A 15,541-nucleotide genomic window follows, 5' to 3' on the forward strand; every position below is an offset into this window, starting at 1 on the left:
TGTCCGGCGACGCCATGGCCGCCGCTGATTTGAAGCAGATTGGAAGAGGCATTTCGGCTTCGGATGCTCGTCGCGTCAATCGACTTCGCGCAGCCGGTATCCGACGCCGGTCTCGGTCGTGATATAGCGGGGCTGGTCGGGCGTCTTTTCAATCTTTAGCCTGAGTTGCCGGACATAGACTCTGAGATATTGAACGTCGGTGGAATCGCCCCAGACCTGCTTCAGCAGGAACTGGTGGGTGAGAACCTTGCCGGCGTGCTGCACCAAGGTGCGAAGAATGTCGTATTCTTTCGGCGAGAGCTTTATCTCCTTGTCCTCGACCTTGACGACGCGCTTCACCAGATCGACGGAGAGGTCGCCGGTTTGGAACACCGGTCTCTCACCCTGCTGCTGAAATTTGTGGCGAAGCGCTACGCGGATGCGTGCGACAAGCTCGTTCATACCGAACGGCTTGGTGACATAGTCGTCGGCGCCGAGTTCAAGGGCGGACACGATGCCGGCCTCATCAGTGCGGCTGGAAAGAATAACCACGGGAATGTCCAGGCCATCATCCCGCCATTTGCGCAGCAAATCATGGCCGCTCATGCCGGGGAGGCCGAGATCGAGCAGGACAAGGTCCGGCTTTTCCGTCGCGATGAGTTCAATCGCCGCCCTGGCGTTCGGCGCCTCGCTGATCGCATAGCCTTGGCTGCCAAGCCCGACGCGAAGCAGTTTCCGGATCGGCGGTTCGTCGTCGACCACCAATATCCTGACATCTAGGCTCGTCATGCCAGATCGTCCATATTTTGATGGCCCGTCTCGGGTTCGCCGAGGTTGGGCAGCTCTGTCGGCACCACCTGCATCCTGATGGTGAAAACCGCCCCCGAGCGGTCGGACCTGTTTGCCGCCGAGAGCGTCCCGCCCATCGCTTCGATGAAGCCGCGGCAAATCGACAGGCCGAGCCCGGTGCCGGCACGCACCTGGTCGCCCTTGCGCACACGGTAGAAAGTGTCGAAAACGCGGTCTAGATCCGCTGACGGGATGCCTGGTCCCTCATCCATGATCTGCAGGATGACGAAGCCATTGTCGGCCCAGGCCTGCAGGCGGATCGTCGAACCTGGCGGCGCGTATTTTGCACCATTGTCGAGGAGGTTGAACAGCACCTGTTCGAACAGAACGGGGTCGACCCGCAACATCGGCAGATTCGATGGAATATCGATCTCGGTCTTGTGCTCGCCGACGATTTTGCGGGCCCGACGCAGGGCTGAGCCGACAATGTCGCCGAGATAGTGAAACGCATAGTTCGGCTCCATAGTGCCGGATTCGATCTTGGTCATATCGAGTAGGTTGGCGATGAAGCGGTTAAGCCTCTCCGCTTCATCGAGCACGGTCGACAGCAGTTCCGCCCGGTCCTGCTCGGGAAGTGCGGCCTCGAAGTCCCTGAGTGTTCCGGCTGCGCCCATGATGGCGGCAAGCGGCGTTTTCAAATCGTGGGAAATGGAGGTGAGCAAGGCCGAGCGCAGACGGTCTGCCTCGGCCGCGAGCTTGGCCCGGTCAACATCGGCGACGAGCTGGATGCGTTCGATGGCGACCGCCGCCTGGTCGGCGAGCGCATCGAGCAGACGCTGCTGCTCGGGTGTCAGCAGCGGACCTTGCTTGTCGTTGTCGAGGCCAACGACGCCCACCGCCGTGCGTCCGGTCCGCAGGGGCAGATAGAGGCGCTTTGCTCCGGGCAGCGTGTCGGCGCCGCGCCCGGCGGCGCGGTTATGCTCCCACGCCCAACGGGCTGCTGCGATGTCGGCCTCGGCCAGCGTGTCGTCGGGTGGGTAGCCGGCCTTGACCGCAATCGTGCCGTTCTCCGGCAGAAGCAGCACCACGCGCAGCTTCAGCATCGAGGCGATCTGGAAGGCAGTCGCCCAGAGAACGTCATCAAGCGTCCCAGCGCCGGCGAGCTTCTTTGAGAAGAGATAAATATCTTCTGTGGCGCGTGCCCGCGAGCGCGCGGCGACCGCCTGACGCTGCACGCGCGCTGTTAGATTGCTGCCAATGACCGCAACAACCAGGAAGACAGCCAGCGCAACGATGCTCTCCGGATCCTCGATCGTCAGCGTGTAGCGTGGTTCCAGGAAGAAATAGTTGAAGGCAATGGCGCTGATGAGGCAGGCATACAAAGCCGGCCAGAGACCGCCGGTCACCGCCGACGTCAGGACCCCAATGAGAAAGATGATCGCCAGATTGCGGACGTCGAGAAACTGGTCGAGAAGGACGGCGAAGGCGAGCGAGCCAACAACATAGGCCGTGGCCCTGAGATAGGGCCAGATCTCGAACTGCCACTGCTCGTCCGCCGCCTTGACGGTCCTCGAAGTCGCCTCGGCGTTGCGTTCGTTTCCCGAAATGACATGGACGCTGATGTCGCCGGCATTGCGGATGAGATCATAAGTGAGCGAGCCTTCGATCAATTCCCGCCAACGCGATCGGGTCGGCCTGCCGATCACGATATGGGTGAAGTTGTTCGCCGTCGCATGCCGAACGATGTCTTGCGCGACGTTCTGACCCGGAATGGTCGTCACCTCGGCACCGAGCTGCTCGGCAAGGCGCAGCTGCGTCGCCAGCCGATCCTTGTCCTCCTCGGGCATGGCCGCTGAATGAGGGGTATCGACATGAAGCGCCGTCCAAGGGGCGCGGAGCCGGTCGGCCAACCTCCGCGCATAGCGTACACGGGCCGCCCCGCCCGGACGCGCATCGACGCAGACGAGAACCCTTTCCCCCGCCGCCCAAGGCCCGGGTATCGCGTGGGCCCGCATGTGGGTCAGCAACTGCTCGTCGACCCGCTGGGCAGTGCGGCGGAGCGCCAATTCCCGGAGCGCCGTCAGATTGCCCGGCGAGAAATAGTTCTCGATGGCGCGCTGGGCGGTGCTGGGGATGTAGACCTTGCCTTCCTCAAGCCGTTTGATCAGATCGTCGGGGGTGAGGTCGATGATCTCGATGTCGTCGGCCTGGTCGATTATGGAGTCGGGGACAGTTTCCCGCACCCTGACGCGGGTGATCTGCGCCACGACATCGTTCAGGCTCTCGACGTGCTGGATATTCAGCGTCGTGTAGACATCGATGCCGTGCGTCAGGATTTCCTGGACGTCGAGATAGCGCTTGGGGTGACGGCTGCCGGCGACGTTGGTGTGGGCGAGTTCGTCTACCAGAACTAGCGCCGGGTGCCGGGCGAGGATGGCGTCGAGATTCATCTCCTCAAGGATCCGCCCCTTGTAATCGATCTCAAGGCGAGGAATGACCTCGTAGCCTTCGACCAGCGTCTGGGTTTCCTTGCGGCCGTGCGTCTCGACGATGCCGATCACCACGTCGACCCCGTCGGCCAGCCTGGCGCGGCCCGACATCAGCATCTCGTAGGTCTTGCCGACACCGGGGGCGGCGCCGAGAAATATCCTCAGGCGGCCGCGCTCCTCCCGCTCGGCATGCTCGAGCAGCGCGTCGGGAGAGGGCCTGGTTTCGGCGGTGCGTCTGTCGTCTGGCATACGGGTCAATCATGAACGGCGCCGGCTTCGGTGTCGATCCCGGCGCCGGTCCTTCACTGTTTCATGGCATCGTCCAGCGCAAGGTTGAGGGCCAGCACATTGACTACCGGCTCGCCGATGAATCCCAATTCGCGATCTTCGACATGGCTGTCGACAAGCGATTTGATCCTGGATTCATCGACGCCCCTGGCCTTGGCCACCCTGGCAACCTGAAAATAGGCCGCATCGGGGCTCATATGCGGATCGAGGCCGCTGCCGGACGTGGTGACCAGATTCATCGGTACCGGCTGGCTCGGGTTTTCGGCTCTCAGCTTTTCGGCGTCGCTCTTGATCCTGTCGATGAGCTTCGGGTTGGTCGGGCCGAAATTCGAGCCGCCCGAGGCGGCGGCATTGTAGCCGTCGCCGGCAGCCGAAGGGCGGCCATGGAAGTAGCGGTCGCTTTCGAAAGCCTGGCCGATCAGCTCGGAACCGACGAGCTTGCCGTCCTTCTCGATCAGGCTGCCATTGGCCTGGCGCGAAAACAGCGCCTGGGCAATGCCGGTCATGCCGATCGGATAGACCAAACCCGTCAGAATGGTGAAGAAGACGATCATGACGATCGCGGGCCTGATTTGATTGAGCATCGACGTGGTTCCTTAGGCGAGACCGAGAGCGGTGATGGCCATGTCGATCATCTTGATGCCAACGAAGGGCACTACGACGCCGCCAAGGCCATAGACAATGAGATTGCGGCTGAGCAGCGCACCGGCGCCGACCGCGCGGTATTTGACGCCCCTCAGCGACAGCGGGATCAGCGCAATGATGATCAGCGCGTTGAAGATGATGGCCGAGAGGATAGCGCTCTGCGGCGTCGCCAGATGCATGACATTGAGCGCTTGCAGCGGCCCGGCGGTCTGGCCCGGGGCGATGTAGAAGACGGCGAATATTGCCGGGATGATGGCAAAATACTTGGCCACGTCGTTGGCGATGGAGAAGGTGGTCAGCGAGCCACGCGTCATCAGCAGCGCCTTGCCGATTTCGACGATCTCGATCAGCTTGGTCGGATCGCTGTCGAGATCGACCATGTTGCCGGCCTCGCGCGCCGCGACCGTGCCGGTGTTCATGGCAACGCCGACATCGGCCTGCGCAAGGGCCGGCGCATCGTTGGTGCCATCGCCGCACATCGCGACCAGTTTGCCTTTGGCCTGCTCGTCGCGGATCAGCTTCAACTTGTCCTCGGGCGTCGCCTGGGCAAGGAAGTCGTCGACGCCGGCTTCCGCCGCGATCGCCGCCGCGGTCATCGGATTATCGCCGGTGATCATCACCGTGCGGATGCCCATGCGGCGCAATTCGGCAAAGCGTTCTGCGATGCCGCCCTTGACGATGTCCTTCAGATGGACGACGCCGAGCAGGCGCCCGTCGCGCTCGACCGCGAGTGGAGTGCCACCCGATTTGGCGATCTCGTCGGCGATCGCCTGAAGGTCGCGGACGGTGTCGCTGCCGGGGCGCGTACTGCCTGTGGCAACGGTCGAGAGGTTGACGTGGGCAAGTACCGCATCGACTGCGCCCTTGCGGACTGAGGAGCCTTCCAGATCGACACCGCTCATGCGGGTTTGCGCGGTGAAGGGCACGAAAGTCGCGTGCAGGCTTGCCATGTCGCGGGCGCGGATAGCGTATTTTTCCTTCGCCAGGACGACGATCGAGCGGCCTTCCGGCGTTTCGTCGGCAAGCGAGGCAAGCTGAGCCGCGTCGGCCAGTTCCTGTTCGGTGACGCCCTTGACCGGACGAAATGCCGTCGCCTGACGGTTGCCCAGCGTGATGGTTCCGGTCTTGTCGAGCAGCAGCGTGTCGACATCGCCGGCCGCCTCGACGGCGCGGCCCGACATGGCGAGCACGTTGAAGCGCACCAGGCGGTCCATGCCGGCAATGCCGATAGCCGACAGCAGGGCGCCAATTGTGGTCGGGATCAGGGTAACGAACAGGGCGACCAGCACGGTCACCGAGATATAGCCGCCCGAATACGAGGCGAAGCTCGGGATCGTCGCCGTCGCCAGCACGAAGATCAGCGTCATGCCGACGAGCAGGATGTTGAGCGCGATCTCGTTGGGTGTCTTCTGGCGCTCGGCGCCCTCGACCAGCGAGATCATGCGGTCGAGGAACGTATGACCGGCAGCCGCAGTGATGCGCACGCGGATCCAGTCGGACAAGACCTGCGTGCCGCCGGTCACCGCCGAACGATCGCCTCCGGATTCGCGGATGACCGGTGCGGATTCGCCGGTGATGGCCGCCTCGTTGACCGACGCCACGCCTTCGACCACCTCGCCGTCCGAGGGGATGATGTCGCCGGCTTCGACAAGCACGATGTCGCCGACCTTCAGGCTGGTGCCGGGCACCAGTTTGAACTTGCTGCGGTCGCCACCGTTCAACAGCTTGGCCTGCGTCTCGGTTCGCGCCCGACGCAGCGAGTCAGCTTGCGCCTTGCCGCGGCCTTCGGCCACCGCTTCGGCGAAATTGGCGAAGAGCACGGTGAACCACAGCCAGATGATGATCTGCAGCGTGAAGCCAAGATCGCCGCCGCTGGTAACGAGATCCTTGACGAACAGCACGGTGGTGAGCGCCGAGACGACGGCGACGACGAACATCACCGGGTTTCGCATCAAGATGCGCGGGTTCAGTTTTCTGAAGGAACCGCCGATAGCGGGCCACAGAATGCGGGTATCCATGATGCTCACGGATTTCGACGGGCTCATTTGGTAGCTCCAGTGTCGATGTTGTTGACCGGTCGATCGTGTGCCGAACGAAGGTGCGGCGGCCCATAAGCCAGCAGCCAGATCATGATCAAGGCTGCCGCAATAGCGAGGAATGTGGACAGCGTCGGGAAAGGAGGGGGCGTTTTCTCCCCCTCCGGCTCGGGGCGATGCCCGACCTTTCGAGGTATGATCTTGAACCAGGGCATGGCCGTTTCAGAATGTCTGACCATGAATCATCGCCAGGTGCTCGACGATCGGTCCGACCGCCAGAGCCGGGAAGAAGGTCAGGCCGCCGACGATCAGGATGACACCGGCCAGCAGTCCGACGAACAGCGGACCATCGGTCGGGAAGGTGCCGGCGGAGGCAGGGACGGTCTTCTTCGCAACCAGCGAGCCAGCAATCGCCAACGCCGGAATAATGACCAGGAACCGGCCCATCAGCATGCCGATGCCGAGCGTTACGTTGTACCAGGGCGTGTTGCCGCTGAGGCCGCCAAAGGCGGAGCCATTGTTCGCCGCGGCCGAGGTGTAGGCATAGAGAACCTCGGAGAAGCCATGCGGGCCGGCATTGGCGATGGAAGCAACGCCGGTCGGCAGCACCACCGCGATAGCAGTGAAGATCAGCATTGCAAGCGGCAGGCAGAGCACGGCCAGCATAGCCATCTTGACCTCCTTGGCCTCGATCTTCTTGCCGAGATATTCGGGCGTGCGTCCGACCATCAGCCCGGCGACGAAAACGGCAATGACGATGAACATCAGGATACCGTAGAAGCCGGCGCCGACGCCGCCGACAATGACCTCGCCGAGCTGCATGTTGATGATGGGGATCATGCCGCCGAGTGCGGTGAAGCTGTCATGCATGGCGTTGACGGCGCCGCAGGATGCGGCCGTGGTGATGACGGCAAACAGTGCCGACAGGGCGATGCCGAAGCGGCTCTCCTTGCCCTCCATGTTGCCGCCGTCGACACCCAGCGCATGAACAAGCGGATTGCCGGCGGCTTCCGCCCAGTAGCAGACGGCAACGCCAGCGATGAACAGCACGCCCATCGCCGACAGAATTGCCCAGCCCTGGCGCTGGTTGCCTACCATGCGGCCGAAGACATTGGTCAGCGCCGCGCCGAGGGCAAAGATCGTCACCATCTGGATCAGGTTCGAGATCGCGTCGGGATTTTCGAACGGGTGCGCGGCATTGGCGTTGAAGAAACCGCCGCCGTTGGTGCCGAGCATCTTGATGGCAACCTGGGAAGCGACCGGCCCGACCGCGATAGTCTGTTGCGCGCCTTCGAGCGTCGTCGCGTTGACGTAGGCAGCGAACGTTTGCGGCATGCCGAGATAGACATAGACAAGAGTCAACACGATGCAAAAGGGCAAAAGCAGGTAGAGCGTGCCGCGGGTCATATCGACCCAGAAATTGCCGATCGATTTGCCTGAGGCTCTAGCAAAGCCGCGGATCAATGCGACCGCAATGGCGACGCCAGTCGCCGCCGACAGAAAATTCTGTACGGTCAAGCCGGCCATCTGTACGAGATAGGACATCGTGCTTTCGCCGCCGTAGTTCTGCCAGTTGGTGTTGGTCATGAAGCTGGCGGCGGTGTTGAAGGCCAGCCCAGGTTCGACGGCGGTCATGCCGGCCGGATTGTAGGGCAGGCCGCCTTGCAGCCGTTGCAGCAAATAGAGCACCAGGAAGCCGGCCAGGTTAAAGAACAGCAGGGCCGCCGCATAGGAGGTCCAGTGCTGCTCCTCGCGCTCGCTGGTCCCTGATATGCGGTAGAGCCCGCGCTCGAGCGGGGCCAGAATTGACGACAGGAATGTGCGCTCGCCGCTGAAAACGCGATGCATGTAGCCGCCGAGCGGCTTGGCCAGCAGAACGACGATCCCGCAATAGACGAGGATCTGCAGCCATCCGTTGATTGTCATGGGTTTGGCGCCTTGCCAGTGGAGATCAGAAGCGTTCCGGGCGAACGAGGGCGTATGTCAGGTAGGCGAGAAGAAACAAGGTCACGGCGCCGCCGAGGATATAGTCGAAAAGCATGTTATGATCACCTAAACTTACAGCTTGTCGCAAGCGTTGATATAGCCGAAGCATAGAGCAAAGAACGCGATTCCAATCGCGACAACAAATATGTCCATAATGCATTTTCCTATATCGTGTTTGTTCTTTTAATTTGGACAAAACTGCCCAACCCGTCGCCGCATCATATCGGCGGCTGGATACATCGCTCCGGCGAATATGGATCAAAGTGCCATAAAGGTTCGAGACGGAACGCGGAGCAAAGAAATCAAAATCCCATAAGGATTTCGCCGCCTCGGCGCTGGCCGAAGCTTCAGGAGGGAGGTGCGCACCGGCGCGCGAAGCTGCCGGGGCTCAGTCCGCGCGGGTGTAGATCACCGCGTAATCGTCCGCATAGGCCCGCTTCCAGCCCAGTTCGTCGAAGAACGGAATGCGGCTGTCGTCGGCGGTCAACAACGCCCAGCCTATCGTATATTTGTCGAGTTGGGCTTTCAGGATCGGCTTGCCCCGGCTGTGCCCCGTCTGCTCGTCCGTTTCCGTAAAGCCATTCAGGAAGAGCTGATCCGCGCGGCCGTCGATAAACGTCCTGATGCCATGGAAAATCAGCGTGCCGCCGAAATCGTAGGAGTTCAGCAGATTGCCCGACAGATTATGGGTTTGGGCAAAGGCCAGTGCGTCCCTCGCCGAGGTCTTCTGGCTCGGCGCGACCGGATAGCTCGTCAAGGCGGCAGCCGCCAAAACCAGCAAAACGGCAAGTCCAGCACAAATCCTGGAAAATTGCCGTGCGAAAAATTGTTCAAGTCCGTCACGCTTTTCCGCCGCCCATTTCTCGGCTGAAAGCGCTGGATATTGTTGCGCGACCTCGACGGCAAGGACCACCGGCACGAGAAGAAAGAACAGGTACATGAACCGTATGTGGGTGAGATAGACGTGCAACGTGAAGACAAGGAACAGCGCCTTGGCCCAGCCAATGCGCAATCTCGACACGAGCAGCCCGAAAAGCGCCACCAGCAGGGCCACCTCCTGGAGGGTGTGCCGCGCGGCGTCGAAGGGCTGCCACTCCGCAATGTAAGGCACCGCCTCATTGCCATAGGCCACGGTGAATGTGGCGAGTATGGCTTTGACGCCATAGGGATTGAGCAGGCTGACCAGCGGGCAAAGCAGCCCGAAAGCGATCCACTTGGCCAGCAGCCGGGGGTTCGACAAGCGTGTGCGCATGACGAGATCGAGGCCGGCGAAGGCGGCGATGACGAAACCGAAGGTGAAGGTGGCATGGAGATTGGCCCACAGGCAAAGCAGCGCCAGCAGCCATAAGGGCGGTGCTTTCTCGTTGCGTGCGGCCTGGAAAAGACCGGCGGTCCAGACGACGATGATGGGCAAGGTAAAGATGTGCGGCCGGGCGACATAGATTGGCCCGATCAAGAGCGCGAGAACCAGCGTCAGTCCTATCGCCAGCGTCGGCTTCAACCACGCGCTGAGATACCACGACGTCAAGAAGGCCGTAAGCGCGATTACTGCAGTCGCCAGCAGCACCACGCCGTTCCAGCCGCCGGCTTGAAAGGCAATTGCAAGGAGGACCTGGCTAAGCCATTCCTTGGCGATCCATGGCTGGCCGGCAAAAGTATAGGAATAGATGTCGACGGTGGGGAATGTGCGGCGTGCCAGCATATCCATGCCGACCTTGATGTGCCACCAGCTATCGGGATCCTGCAGGAGGGAGTGGGCAAAGGCGAGGAGCGCCGCCGCCATCACGACCGCCGCCACCAGGCAAAACATCAGCCTCACATGCCGTATGTCGTCTATCGACGGCCTCGCCCCACCAGATATCCCGCGCATATGGCATCCCTGAGCCGCGATAGCGGAAGGGATAGGCCGAATTTGTTAGAAAACCGATAAGCCGCAGGATCGCGGCCCCATGCCGCGCGTCCAACCGGCTGGGCGGCTCAGCCCTCGGCCTTGAAGTTCTTGGCTTCCTTCTCGACCTTCGGGCTGTCCTTGCCGTGCTTGCGCATCAGATCCTTCGCCTGCTTCGGCGAAACGTCGGTGGTTTCGGCCAGGCGCAGAGCCTCCTTTTCGTCCAGATCGCGCGTCTTGCGGTCGGCCATTGCGGTTTTCTTGTCAGCCATTACGACGCTCTTATGCTCTCGGCGATTTCGTTCAGCACCTTGCGGTCGGTGCCGTGGCGCTTGATCAGCGTGCGCGCCTGCTCAGGGGTAATGCCCGCTTCCTCGGCGAAGTGACGTACCTCGTAGTCTTCGCCGCCCGCCACTCGTGAGCGGTCGCGACTGTCGGTCTTGGTTTTGTCGTCGGCCATGGCAGCTCTCCTCATCTCAACGAGAGCATAACGGGCAAGATTTCAGCGAGTTCCTTCGAGCGTGTCGCCCAACTACCGGCTTCGGGCATGACCCGGCATGAGCAGCGGTTTTGCTCAAAGCAATGGCTTGGTGCCAGGCCGACCTTCACGCACAAACAGGCCGGCCTCTTTGGCGGCGCTGCCACCGCCCGCCACTGCTCCTGGGCGCAGCCTGATGTTCGTTCCAGATTGTTTTAATGGGAGCGATGGTCGAACACGACGCCCATGGTCCTACCAACCGCCGTCATGACGATAAGCTCGACCAGATCGTCGTCACTGTTGCCGCAGGCCGGAGCCGTCCTGCGAACGATGTCCAGCATCGCCCTCGTCGATATGGTGTCGCCGGCACCGAACCGTGAAAGCGCAGATGAAACAAGCTCTTGGGCTGTCAAGTCGGCGACCGTCACCCGCTTCACCACGTTCATTGGCTTCCTCCCACCATGAACCCTCTCCCGAGAGAATGATACGCCGAACGTCGCGTTTCGCCAGCAAAATGGTGGTCCTACCAGCGCGTGGGCAGCGACCGAAATCGTCGGTTTTGCGGGAGGCAATCCGGGCGCGAGGGCAGCGCTTTTGTGCCATGCGACTTCGCCATGGACCCAATCCCGGCGGCCGGGATCGGTCTCAGTTTTATTTACGGGCAGTCTGATGCTTGGCAGTGTGGTCTGCTCGGTTGCGGCCGAAGCCGGCGCAGCAAGAACCACGGTGCGGGCAGAACCGGTCTGTCTTTTTTGTTTGACGCAATTCCGGACGGAAAACCGTTCACACGTTTTCCTGGAATTGCTTGTCTTGTGACTCTAGGCGGCCAGGTCGCTCGGAAGCTTGCCGCCGTTCTCGGCCAGCTTTTTCATCAGTGCGTCGTGCAGCCACAGATTCATCGTTACAGTGTCGTTCATATCGCCGGTGTAGTTCAGCTCGTGGGCAAGCTCCTTGCGGGCGCCGAGGCTGCTGTCGATATTCAGAGCCTTCATCAGGTCGACGATCGAATTCTTCCAGTTGAGTTTCTGCCCCCTCGCGGCCACCGCCTTGTCGAGAATGGCAGCGATGTCAGGGGCAGAGGACGGCGCGGCCGGCGCGGCCGGAGCCGGGGTTGCAGCCGGGGCGGATCGGGTAGGCGCCGTCGGCTGGGTGGCCGTGCTCGAAGCAGGCGCGGGAGACGGTTGCGCCGGCGGCGCTTCGCCCGCAACCGCGTTTCCGAAAATCGCACCTTTGATACTGTCGAAAATGCCCATTGCTATCTCCTGTATTGGCTCGACGGTGTGTTGCCCTGACGGTCGGTGAGGCGACCGTTGCCGAATGCCGCATTGAGCGCCCTGGTTGTACCGGACCACGAACGCAACGCAGGGGCAACTCAAAACTGACTAAAAGGTAAAGGCTTGGTTGCATTGGGGTATCGGCTCAGTGATCCGGCCCGAGAGTAGAATAGGTCGGATCGCGGCCCGACAAATCGTCACGCGCAATGCACGAGGGAACGGTCAGCAGCCAGTTTTGCTGACGCAGACCAGAAAAATCATCTAGATTCGTGTTCGCAATTCGCTGAGAGGAACGAAGCCATGACAGCAGTCGTCGCATCCGACAGGCTCGAACGTTCGCTGGTTTGGGCAGAGGACGATCCGTCGGTCAAATGGGCCGGCGCTTTCGCGGTTTACGGCGGGCACGGCACCACCCAGTCCTCGGTCATTGTCTACGAGATCGAGCCCGGCAAGCGGCTCGGCTGGCACAGCGACGCCACCGAAGAGACGCAATACATCATCGCCGGCACCGGCGAGCTACACATTGAGGGCGGCACCACCCACCCGGTCGGGCCGGGCAGCGTCCTGGTACTTCCGACGCCGGTCAGGCACGACCTCGTCAACACCGGCACCGAAACCCTGCGCGCCGTCGCTTTCTTTGCGGCGGCGATGTTCACGCAGACATTCGACAACGTCATGCTGCCGCCGAAATCCCATGTCCTCGGAACGCCCAATCGTGCGGGCTGAATGCGTGCCGGCGAGAATCACCAGGCCTGCGGATTGCGAACTCGGAGCTGAGGTGAGCGCGCGCGCGGCCGGCAAGCGGTTTGGCGTCGTTACGCGCTCGCGTCATGGGCGGACCGGCTGATGGCGCCCGTCAAGGTCGACCCCGCCAAGGTGCGCGAGTTCAGGGATGCCGAAAGCTTCCATGCCTGGCTTGGCGAGCATCACGACAGCGAGGACGAAGTCTGGATCAAGATCCATAAGCTCGATTCGGGACTGCCGTCGATCACGCCGAAGCAAGCCATCGACGCGGCGTTGTGCTGGGGCTGGATCGATGCAGTGCGCAAGGCCTTGGACGGCAAAAGCTACCTGCAGCGCTACACCCCGCGCGGCAGGAAGAGCACCTGGAGCCAGATCAATGTCGACAATGTCGCCCGGCTGATCGAGGAGGGCCGGATGACCGAGCACGGGCTGAGGCAGGTCGATGCGGCCAAGGCCGACGGCCGCTGGGCGCGCGCCTACAAGAGCGGCAAGGAGATGAAGATCCCCGACGACCTCCAGGCGGCAATAGACGCCGAGCCCACGGCGAAAGAGATGCTGGCAAAGCTCAGCGGGCAAAACCGCTTCGCACTCGCCTTCCGCATCCACAACATGAAAACCGAAGCCGGACGCAAGAAGAAGATCGCGGCGTTCGTGGAGATGCTGAAGCGCGGCGAGACGATCTATCCGCAGGGCAGAAAGTAACATTTGACGAGGCGTGCCGGCGCGCTGCGTCTTGTGCTTGTCCCTGTCGGCGAGCCTCGAATGCGGCCGGATCGCTGCTCAGGCCCACCTTCGATCCAGGCGATGTCGCCGACGATTTGTTTTCGACGAGCGTCGCCCGGCACTTCGACACCAGCTCTCATTCGTTTAGTTGATGCAGGAAAAAGTCTCGTTCTCACAGTCGGCATGGTATATTAGCAGGCGCTGTTATGAGGTTTTTGCCCGTTCAGGAGCCGACTGGCACGTGGGCCGTGTTTGATGCGACCGTGGATGTGCCTGCGGATTTTGCTGGCAGTTGCCTTATCGGCTTGCCGCGGGAGCGGGCGGAGTGGCTCGCAGCAAGAGCCAATCAAGATGCTGCAAAAGGCACTTCGATTTGCCGGTTGTCAGCTGCCGGATCGGCACAAGCCGCGGTTCTTAGACTTAGACCGATAGGAGAGATTTCGATGATGCAAGAAAGGGTAATGGCGGCTGCGTTGGCAGCCAGGAATCAGGAAGCGGATATTCGTGGTGTCTTCGATATCACCAACAAAACCGATGCGCCAATTGGCCCCCGCCGATTGGGCGAGGCTATCCACTTTGTCGCCAATGCACCTATCGTTGGCTATGATGTTCACGCCGCCGTCATCAGATATGGCCCAGTCGGAACCCCCAGCCTCAGAGCAACAGATTGCGCACAGCTGTGGGAGAAGTTCGGCGAGGCCTTGCTGCAACACTGACGGGCAGATCTTTGGCGCGTATGGCACCACCATCGTGCAGGACACTTCCCTGGCGAGAACGACATGCAAGCCTGGCCGGTAATGTTGCAATTAAATTAGCGTGAGTGCATATTTTTTGCTGGCTGGACTCGCAACCGGCCAGGCCCGGCGGCCGGCCGCCAACGGGCTGTCAGGCCGGCGACAAATGGCTCCGCAGGCCCGACGGTCCCTTGGCAAGATCGCCGGAACCACAGCATGATGCGGCGGCAAAACGGGTTTGGGAGAATGATATGCCTAAGGTTTCGGAACTCTTTTTCAAGACAGCCATCATCTTTCTTATTCTGGGAATTGCAGCTGGCCTGCAGATGGCAATTTCAGGCGATCACGGCGCGTTTCCGGCTCACGCGCACATCAACCTGCTGGGGTGGGTCACCAGTGCAATATTCGGCGGCTATTATGCGCTGAACCCGGCGAAGGCTGCCCGCAGGAGCGCGATGATCCACTATGGCGTCTACAATCTCGGCCTGGTCGTGATGCTGCCGGCGCTTTACCTGATGCTGCAGGGAAATCCGGCGCTCGAGCCGATCGTCGCCACCGGCTCAATGATTGTCGCTGCCGCCGTGCTGATCTTTGCCTTCGTGGTTTTTTCCGCCGAAACAGAGCGCTCGGTCTCGGGAATACAAGCGGTCCCGCGCTAGACGGGGCGGCGACGGTGCCGAGTCGACCAAGCCCGTGCTTCTGGTGAAGCGCGGGCCGATCGGTTGTAGGCTGATCTGAGGTAAGAGTGCGGCGAAGATGAAAGCCGCTCGCGCCCCCCTCTGCCTGCCTCAAGATACTGCATCGCAGCTGCAGTCGCCGTCCAGTGTCCCTTCAGACTCGGCGAGCCGGTGAGTGCGCGGCCTGAGACATAGGTGACGTTTTGTACCGGACACATGGGTAACACTTTTGGCTTTTGGCCGGAGGTGTTGATGCCGTGGAGAGAGTGTTCGGTGATGGAGGAACGTCTACGTTTCGTTGCCCGCCTTCTCGCGGGAGAAGGCATGAGCGATGTGTGCCGGGATTTCGGGATTTCGCGCAAGACTGGCTACAAGATCTTCAACCGCTATAGGGAGGAAGGGCTGGAGGCGCTTTGCGACCGCTCGCGGCGGCCGGTGAGGTACGCCAACCAGTTGCCCGAGCAGATCGAGCGGCTGATCGTCGAGACCAAGCGCGAGAAGCCGCATTGGGGCGCTCGCAAGATCAGGGAGTTGCTGGTCAGGAAGCTCGCCGGTGATGTGCGTATCCCGGCCAAAAGCACCGTGCATGCCGTGCTCGACCGTCACGGCCTTGTGAGCCAGGCCCGCAAGAGGAACCGGGCGAGCAAGGCCGTGGGCACGCCATTGTCGCAAGCCGCCGCCCCTAACGATCTGTGGTGCACCGACTTCAAGGGGGAGTTCAGGCTCGGCAACGGTAGCTACTGTTACCCCCTGACGGTCACCGACCAGATCTCGCGCTATGTGCTCGCCTGCGAAGCGCTTGAATCGACAA

At 61.6% G+C, this 15,541-nt stretch carries 17 protein-coding genes; 5 read left to right on the top strand and 12 right to left on the bottom strand.

The features are described 5' to 3' along the window. Positions 1-75: 75 nt before the first annotated feature. The 12 genes from NKH60_RS23020 to NKH60_RS23075 all read right to left on the bottom strand — a co-directional run bounded on the left by NKH60_RS23020 (position 76) and on the right by NKH60_RS23075 (position 11,831). Complete coding sequence (locus NKH60_RS23020; RefSeq protein ID WP_352767058.1) at positions 76-768, bottom strand: response regulator transcription factor; 693 nt, start codon at positions 766-768, stop codon at positions 76-78. Further along, on the bottom strand, positions 765-3,506 hold the full coding sequence (locus tag NKH60_RS23025; protein ID WP_352613023.1) for a DUF4118 domain-containing protein: 2,742 nt from the start codon (positions 3,504-3,506) through the stop codon (positions 765-767). Before NKH60_RS23025 ends, NKH60_RS23020 begins: the two co-directional genes overlap by 4 nt. A gap of 53 nt (positions 3,507-3,559) precedes the next feature. Further along, the gene (kdpC, locus tag NKH60_RS23030; RefSeq protein ID WP_352873438.1) at positions 3,560-4,129 is read right to left on the bottom strand and encodes a potassium-transporting ATPase subunit KdpC; all 570 of its coding nucleotides are present in this window, start codon (positions 4,127-4,129) and stop codon (positions 3,560-3,562) included. A gap of 12 nt (positions 4,130-4,141) precedes the next feature. Further along, on the bottom strand, positions 4,142-6,235 hold the full coding sequence (gene kdpB, locus NKH60_RS23035; protein ID WP_352469456.1) for a potassium-transporting ATPase subunit KdpB: 2,094 nt from the start codon (positions 6,233-6,235) through the stop codon (positions 4,142-4,144). Next, positions 6,232-6,441: a hypothetical protein gene (locus tag NKH60_RS23040; RefSeq protein ID WP_352502666.1), complete on the bottom strand. Its 210-nt coding sequence runs from the start codon at positions 6,439-6,441 to the stop codon at positions 6,232-6,234. Before NKH60_RS23040 ends, kdpB begins: the two co-directional genes overlap by 4 nt. A 7-nt stretch (positions 6,442-6,448) precedes the next feature. Then, on the bottom strand, positions 6,449-8,152 hold the full coding sequence (gene kdpA, locus NKH60_RS23045) for a potassium-transporting ATPase subunit KdpA (protein ID WP_352767060.1): 1,704 nt from the start codon (positions 8,150-8,152) through the stop codon (positions 6,449-6,451). Between the two features lie 25 nt (positions 8,153-8,177). Continuing rightward, on the bottom strand, positions 8,178-8,267 hold the full coding sequence (locus NKH60_RS23050) for a K(+)-transporting ATPase subunit F (protein ID WP_023675300.1): 90 nt from the start codon (positions 8,265-8,267) through the stop codon (positions 8,178-8,180). A 333-nt stretch (positions 8,268-8,600) separates the two neighbouring features. Beyond that, entirely contained in the window at positions 8,601-10,082 is a 1,482-nt protein-coding gene (locus tag NKH60_RS23055) for a hypothetical protein (protein WP_352834545.1), read from the bottom strand. Between the two features lie 107 nt (positions 10,083-10,189). Next, a complete protein-coding gene (locus tag NKH60_RS23060; RefSeq protein ID WP_352469832.1) occupies positions 10,190-10,372 on the bottom strand; it encodes a hypothetical protein in 183 nt (60 codons plus the stop codon). Then, positions 10,372-10,560, bottom strand: coding sequence for a DUF3606 domain-containing protein (locus NKH60_RS23065; protein ID WP_352502669.1), 189 nt, complete (start codon positions 10,558-10,560; stop codon positions 10,372-10,374). Before NKH60_RS23065 ends, NKH60_RS23060 begins: the two co-directional genes overlap by 1 nt. A gap of 233 nt (positions 10,561-10,793) precedes the next feature. Then, positions 10,794-11,024 (bottom strand): hypothetical protein, encoded by a 231-nt coding sequence (locus tag NKH60_RS23070; RefSeq protein ID WP_352469460.1) that lies wholly within the window; start codon positions 11,022-11,024, stop codon positions 10,794-10,796. A 372-nt stretch (positions 11,025-11,396) separates the two neighbouring features. Then, positions 11,397-11,831, bottom strand: coding sequence for a DUF3597 domain-containing protein (locus NKH60_RS23075; protein ID WP_352539401.1), 435 nt, complete (start codon positions 11,829-11,831; stop codon positions 11,397-11,399). A gap of 321 nt (positions 11,832-12,152) precedes the next feature. Between NKH60_RS23075 and NKH60_RS23080 the strand changes: the two genes are divergently transcribed. From NKH60_RS23080 to NKH60_RS23100, 5 genes are all read left to right on the top strand, one after another. Beyond that, on the top strand, positions 12,153-12,578 hold the full coding sequence (locus tag NKH60_RS23080; protein WP_352465923.1) for a cupin domain-containing protein: 426 nt from the start codon (positions 12,153-12,155) through the stop codon (positions 12,576-12,578). Between the two features lie 120 nt (positions 12,579-12,698). Then, on the top strand, positions 12,699-13,298 hold the full coding sequence (locus tag NKH60_RS23085) for a YdeI/OmpD-associated family protein (RefSeq protein WP_352501935.1): 600 nt from the start codon (positions 12,699-12,701) through the stop codon (positions 13,296-13,298). Between the two features lie 464 nt (positions 13,299-13,762). Further along, complete coding sequence (locus NKH60_RS23090; protein WP_352469463.1) at positions 13,763-14,035, top strand: hypothetical protein; 273 nt, start codon at positions 13,763-13,765, stop codon at positions 14,033-14,035. Between the two features lie 269 nt (positions 14,036-14,304). After that, positions 14,305-14,712: a hypothetical protein gene (locus NKH60_RS23095; protein WP_352501933.1), complete on the top strand. Its 408-nt coding sequence runs from the start codon at positions 14,305-14,307 to the stop codon at positions 14,710-14,712. 270 nt (positions 14,713-14,982) lie between these two features. After that, positions 14,983-15,541, top strand: a 559-nt coding sequence (locus NKH60_RS23100) for a helix-turn-helix domain-containing protein (RefSeq protein WP_352873443.1), incomplete at its 3' end; no start/stop codon positions are given.

The organism is Mesorhizobium sp. M1006, assembly GCF_040318825.1.
Classification (GTDB): Bacteria; Pseudomonadota; Alphaproteobacteria; order Rhizobiales; family Rhizobiaceae; genus Mesorhizobium.

Coding starts and splice junctions, on each gene's coding strand:
- NKH60_RS23020 (WP_352767058.1), bottom strand. CDS start 768: ATGACGAGCCTAGATGTCAGGATATTGGTGGTCGACGACGAACCGCCG.
- NKH60_RS23025 (WP_352613023.1), bottom strand. CDS start 3,506: ATGCCAGACGACAGACGCACCGCCGAAACCAGGCCCTCTCCCGACGCG.
- kdpC (WP_352873438.1), bottom strand. CDS start 4,129: ATGCTCAATCAAATCAGGCCCGCGATCGTCATGATCGTCTTCTTCACC.
- kdpB (WP_352469456.1), bottom strand. CDS start 6,235: ATGAGCCCGTCGAAATCCGTGAGCATCATGGATACCCGCATTCTGTGG.
- NKH60_RS23040 (WP_352502666.1), bottom strand. CDS start 6,441: ATGCCCTGGTTCAAGATCATACCTCGAAAGGTCGGGCATCGCCCCGAG.
- kdpA (WP_352767060.1), bottom strand. CDS start 8,152: ATGACAATCAACGGATGGCTGCAGATCCTCGTCTATTGCGGGATCGTC.
- NKH60_RS23050 (WP_023675300.1), bottom strand. CDS start 8,267: ATGCTTTTCGACTATATCCTCGGCGGCGCCGTGACCTTGTTTCTTCTC.
- NKH60_RS23055 (WP_352834545.1), bottom strand. CDS start 10,082: ATGCGCGGGATATCTGGTGGGGCGAGGCCGTCGATAGACGACATACGG.
- NKH60_RS23060 (WP_352469832.1), bottom strand. CDS start 10,372: ATGGCTGACAAGAAAACCGCAATGGCCGACCGCAAGACGCGCGATCTG.
- NKH60_RS23065 (WP_352502669.1), bottom strand. CDS start 10,560: ATGGCCGACGACAAAACCAAGACCGACAGTCGCGACCGCTCACGAGTG.
- NKH60_RS23070 (WP_352469460.1), bottom strand. CDS start 11,024: ATGAACGTGGTGAAGCGGGTGACGGTCGCCGACTTGACAGCCCAAGAG.
- NKH60_RS23075 (WP_352539401.1), bottom strand. CDS start 11,831: ATGGGCATTTTCGACAGTATCAAAGGTGCGATTTTCGGAAACGCGGTT.
- NKH60_RS23080 (WP_352465923.1), top strand. CDS start 12,153: ATGACAGCAGTCGTCGCATCCGACAGGCTCGAACGTTCGCTGGTTTGG.
- NKH60_RS23085 (WP_352501935.1), top strand. CDS start 12,699: ATGGCGCCCGTCAAGGTCGACCCCGCCAAGGTGCGCGAGTTCAGGGAT.
- NKH60_RS23090 (WP_352469463.1), top strand. CDS start 13,763: ATGATGCAAGAAAGGGTAATGGCGGCTGCGTTGGCAGCCAGGAATCAG.
- NKH60_RS23095 (WP_352501933.1), top strand. CDS start 14,305: ATGCCTAAGGTTTCGGAACTCTTTTTCAAGACAGCCATCATCTTTCTT.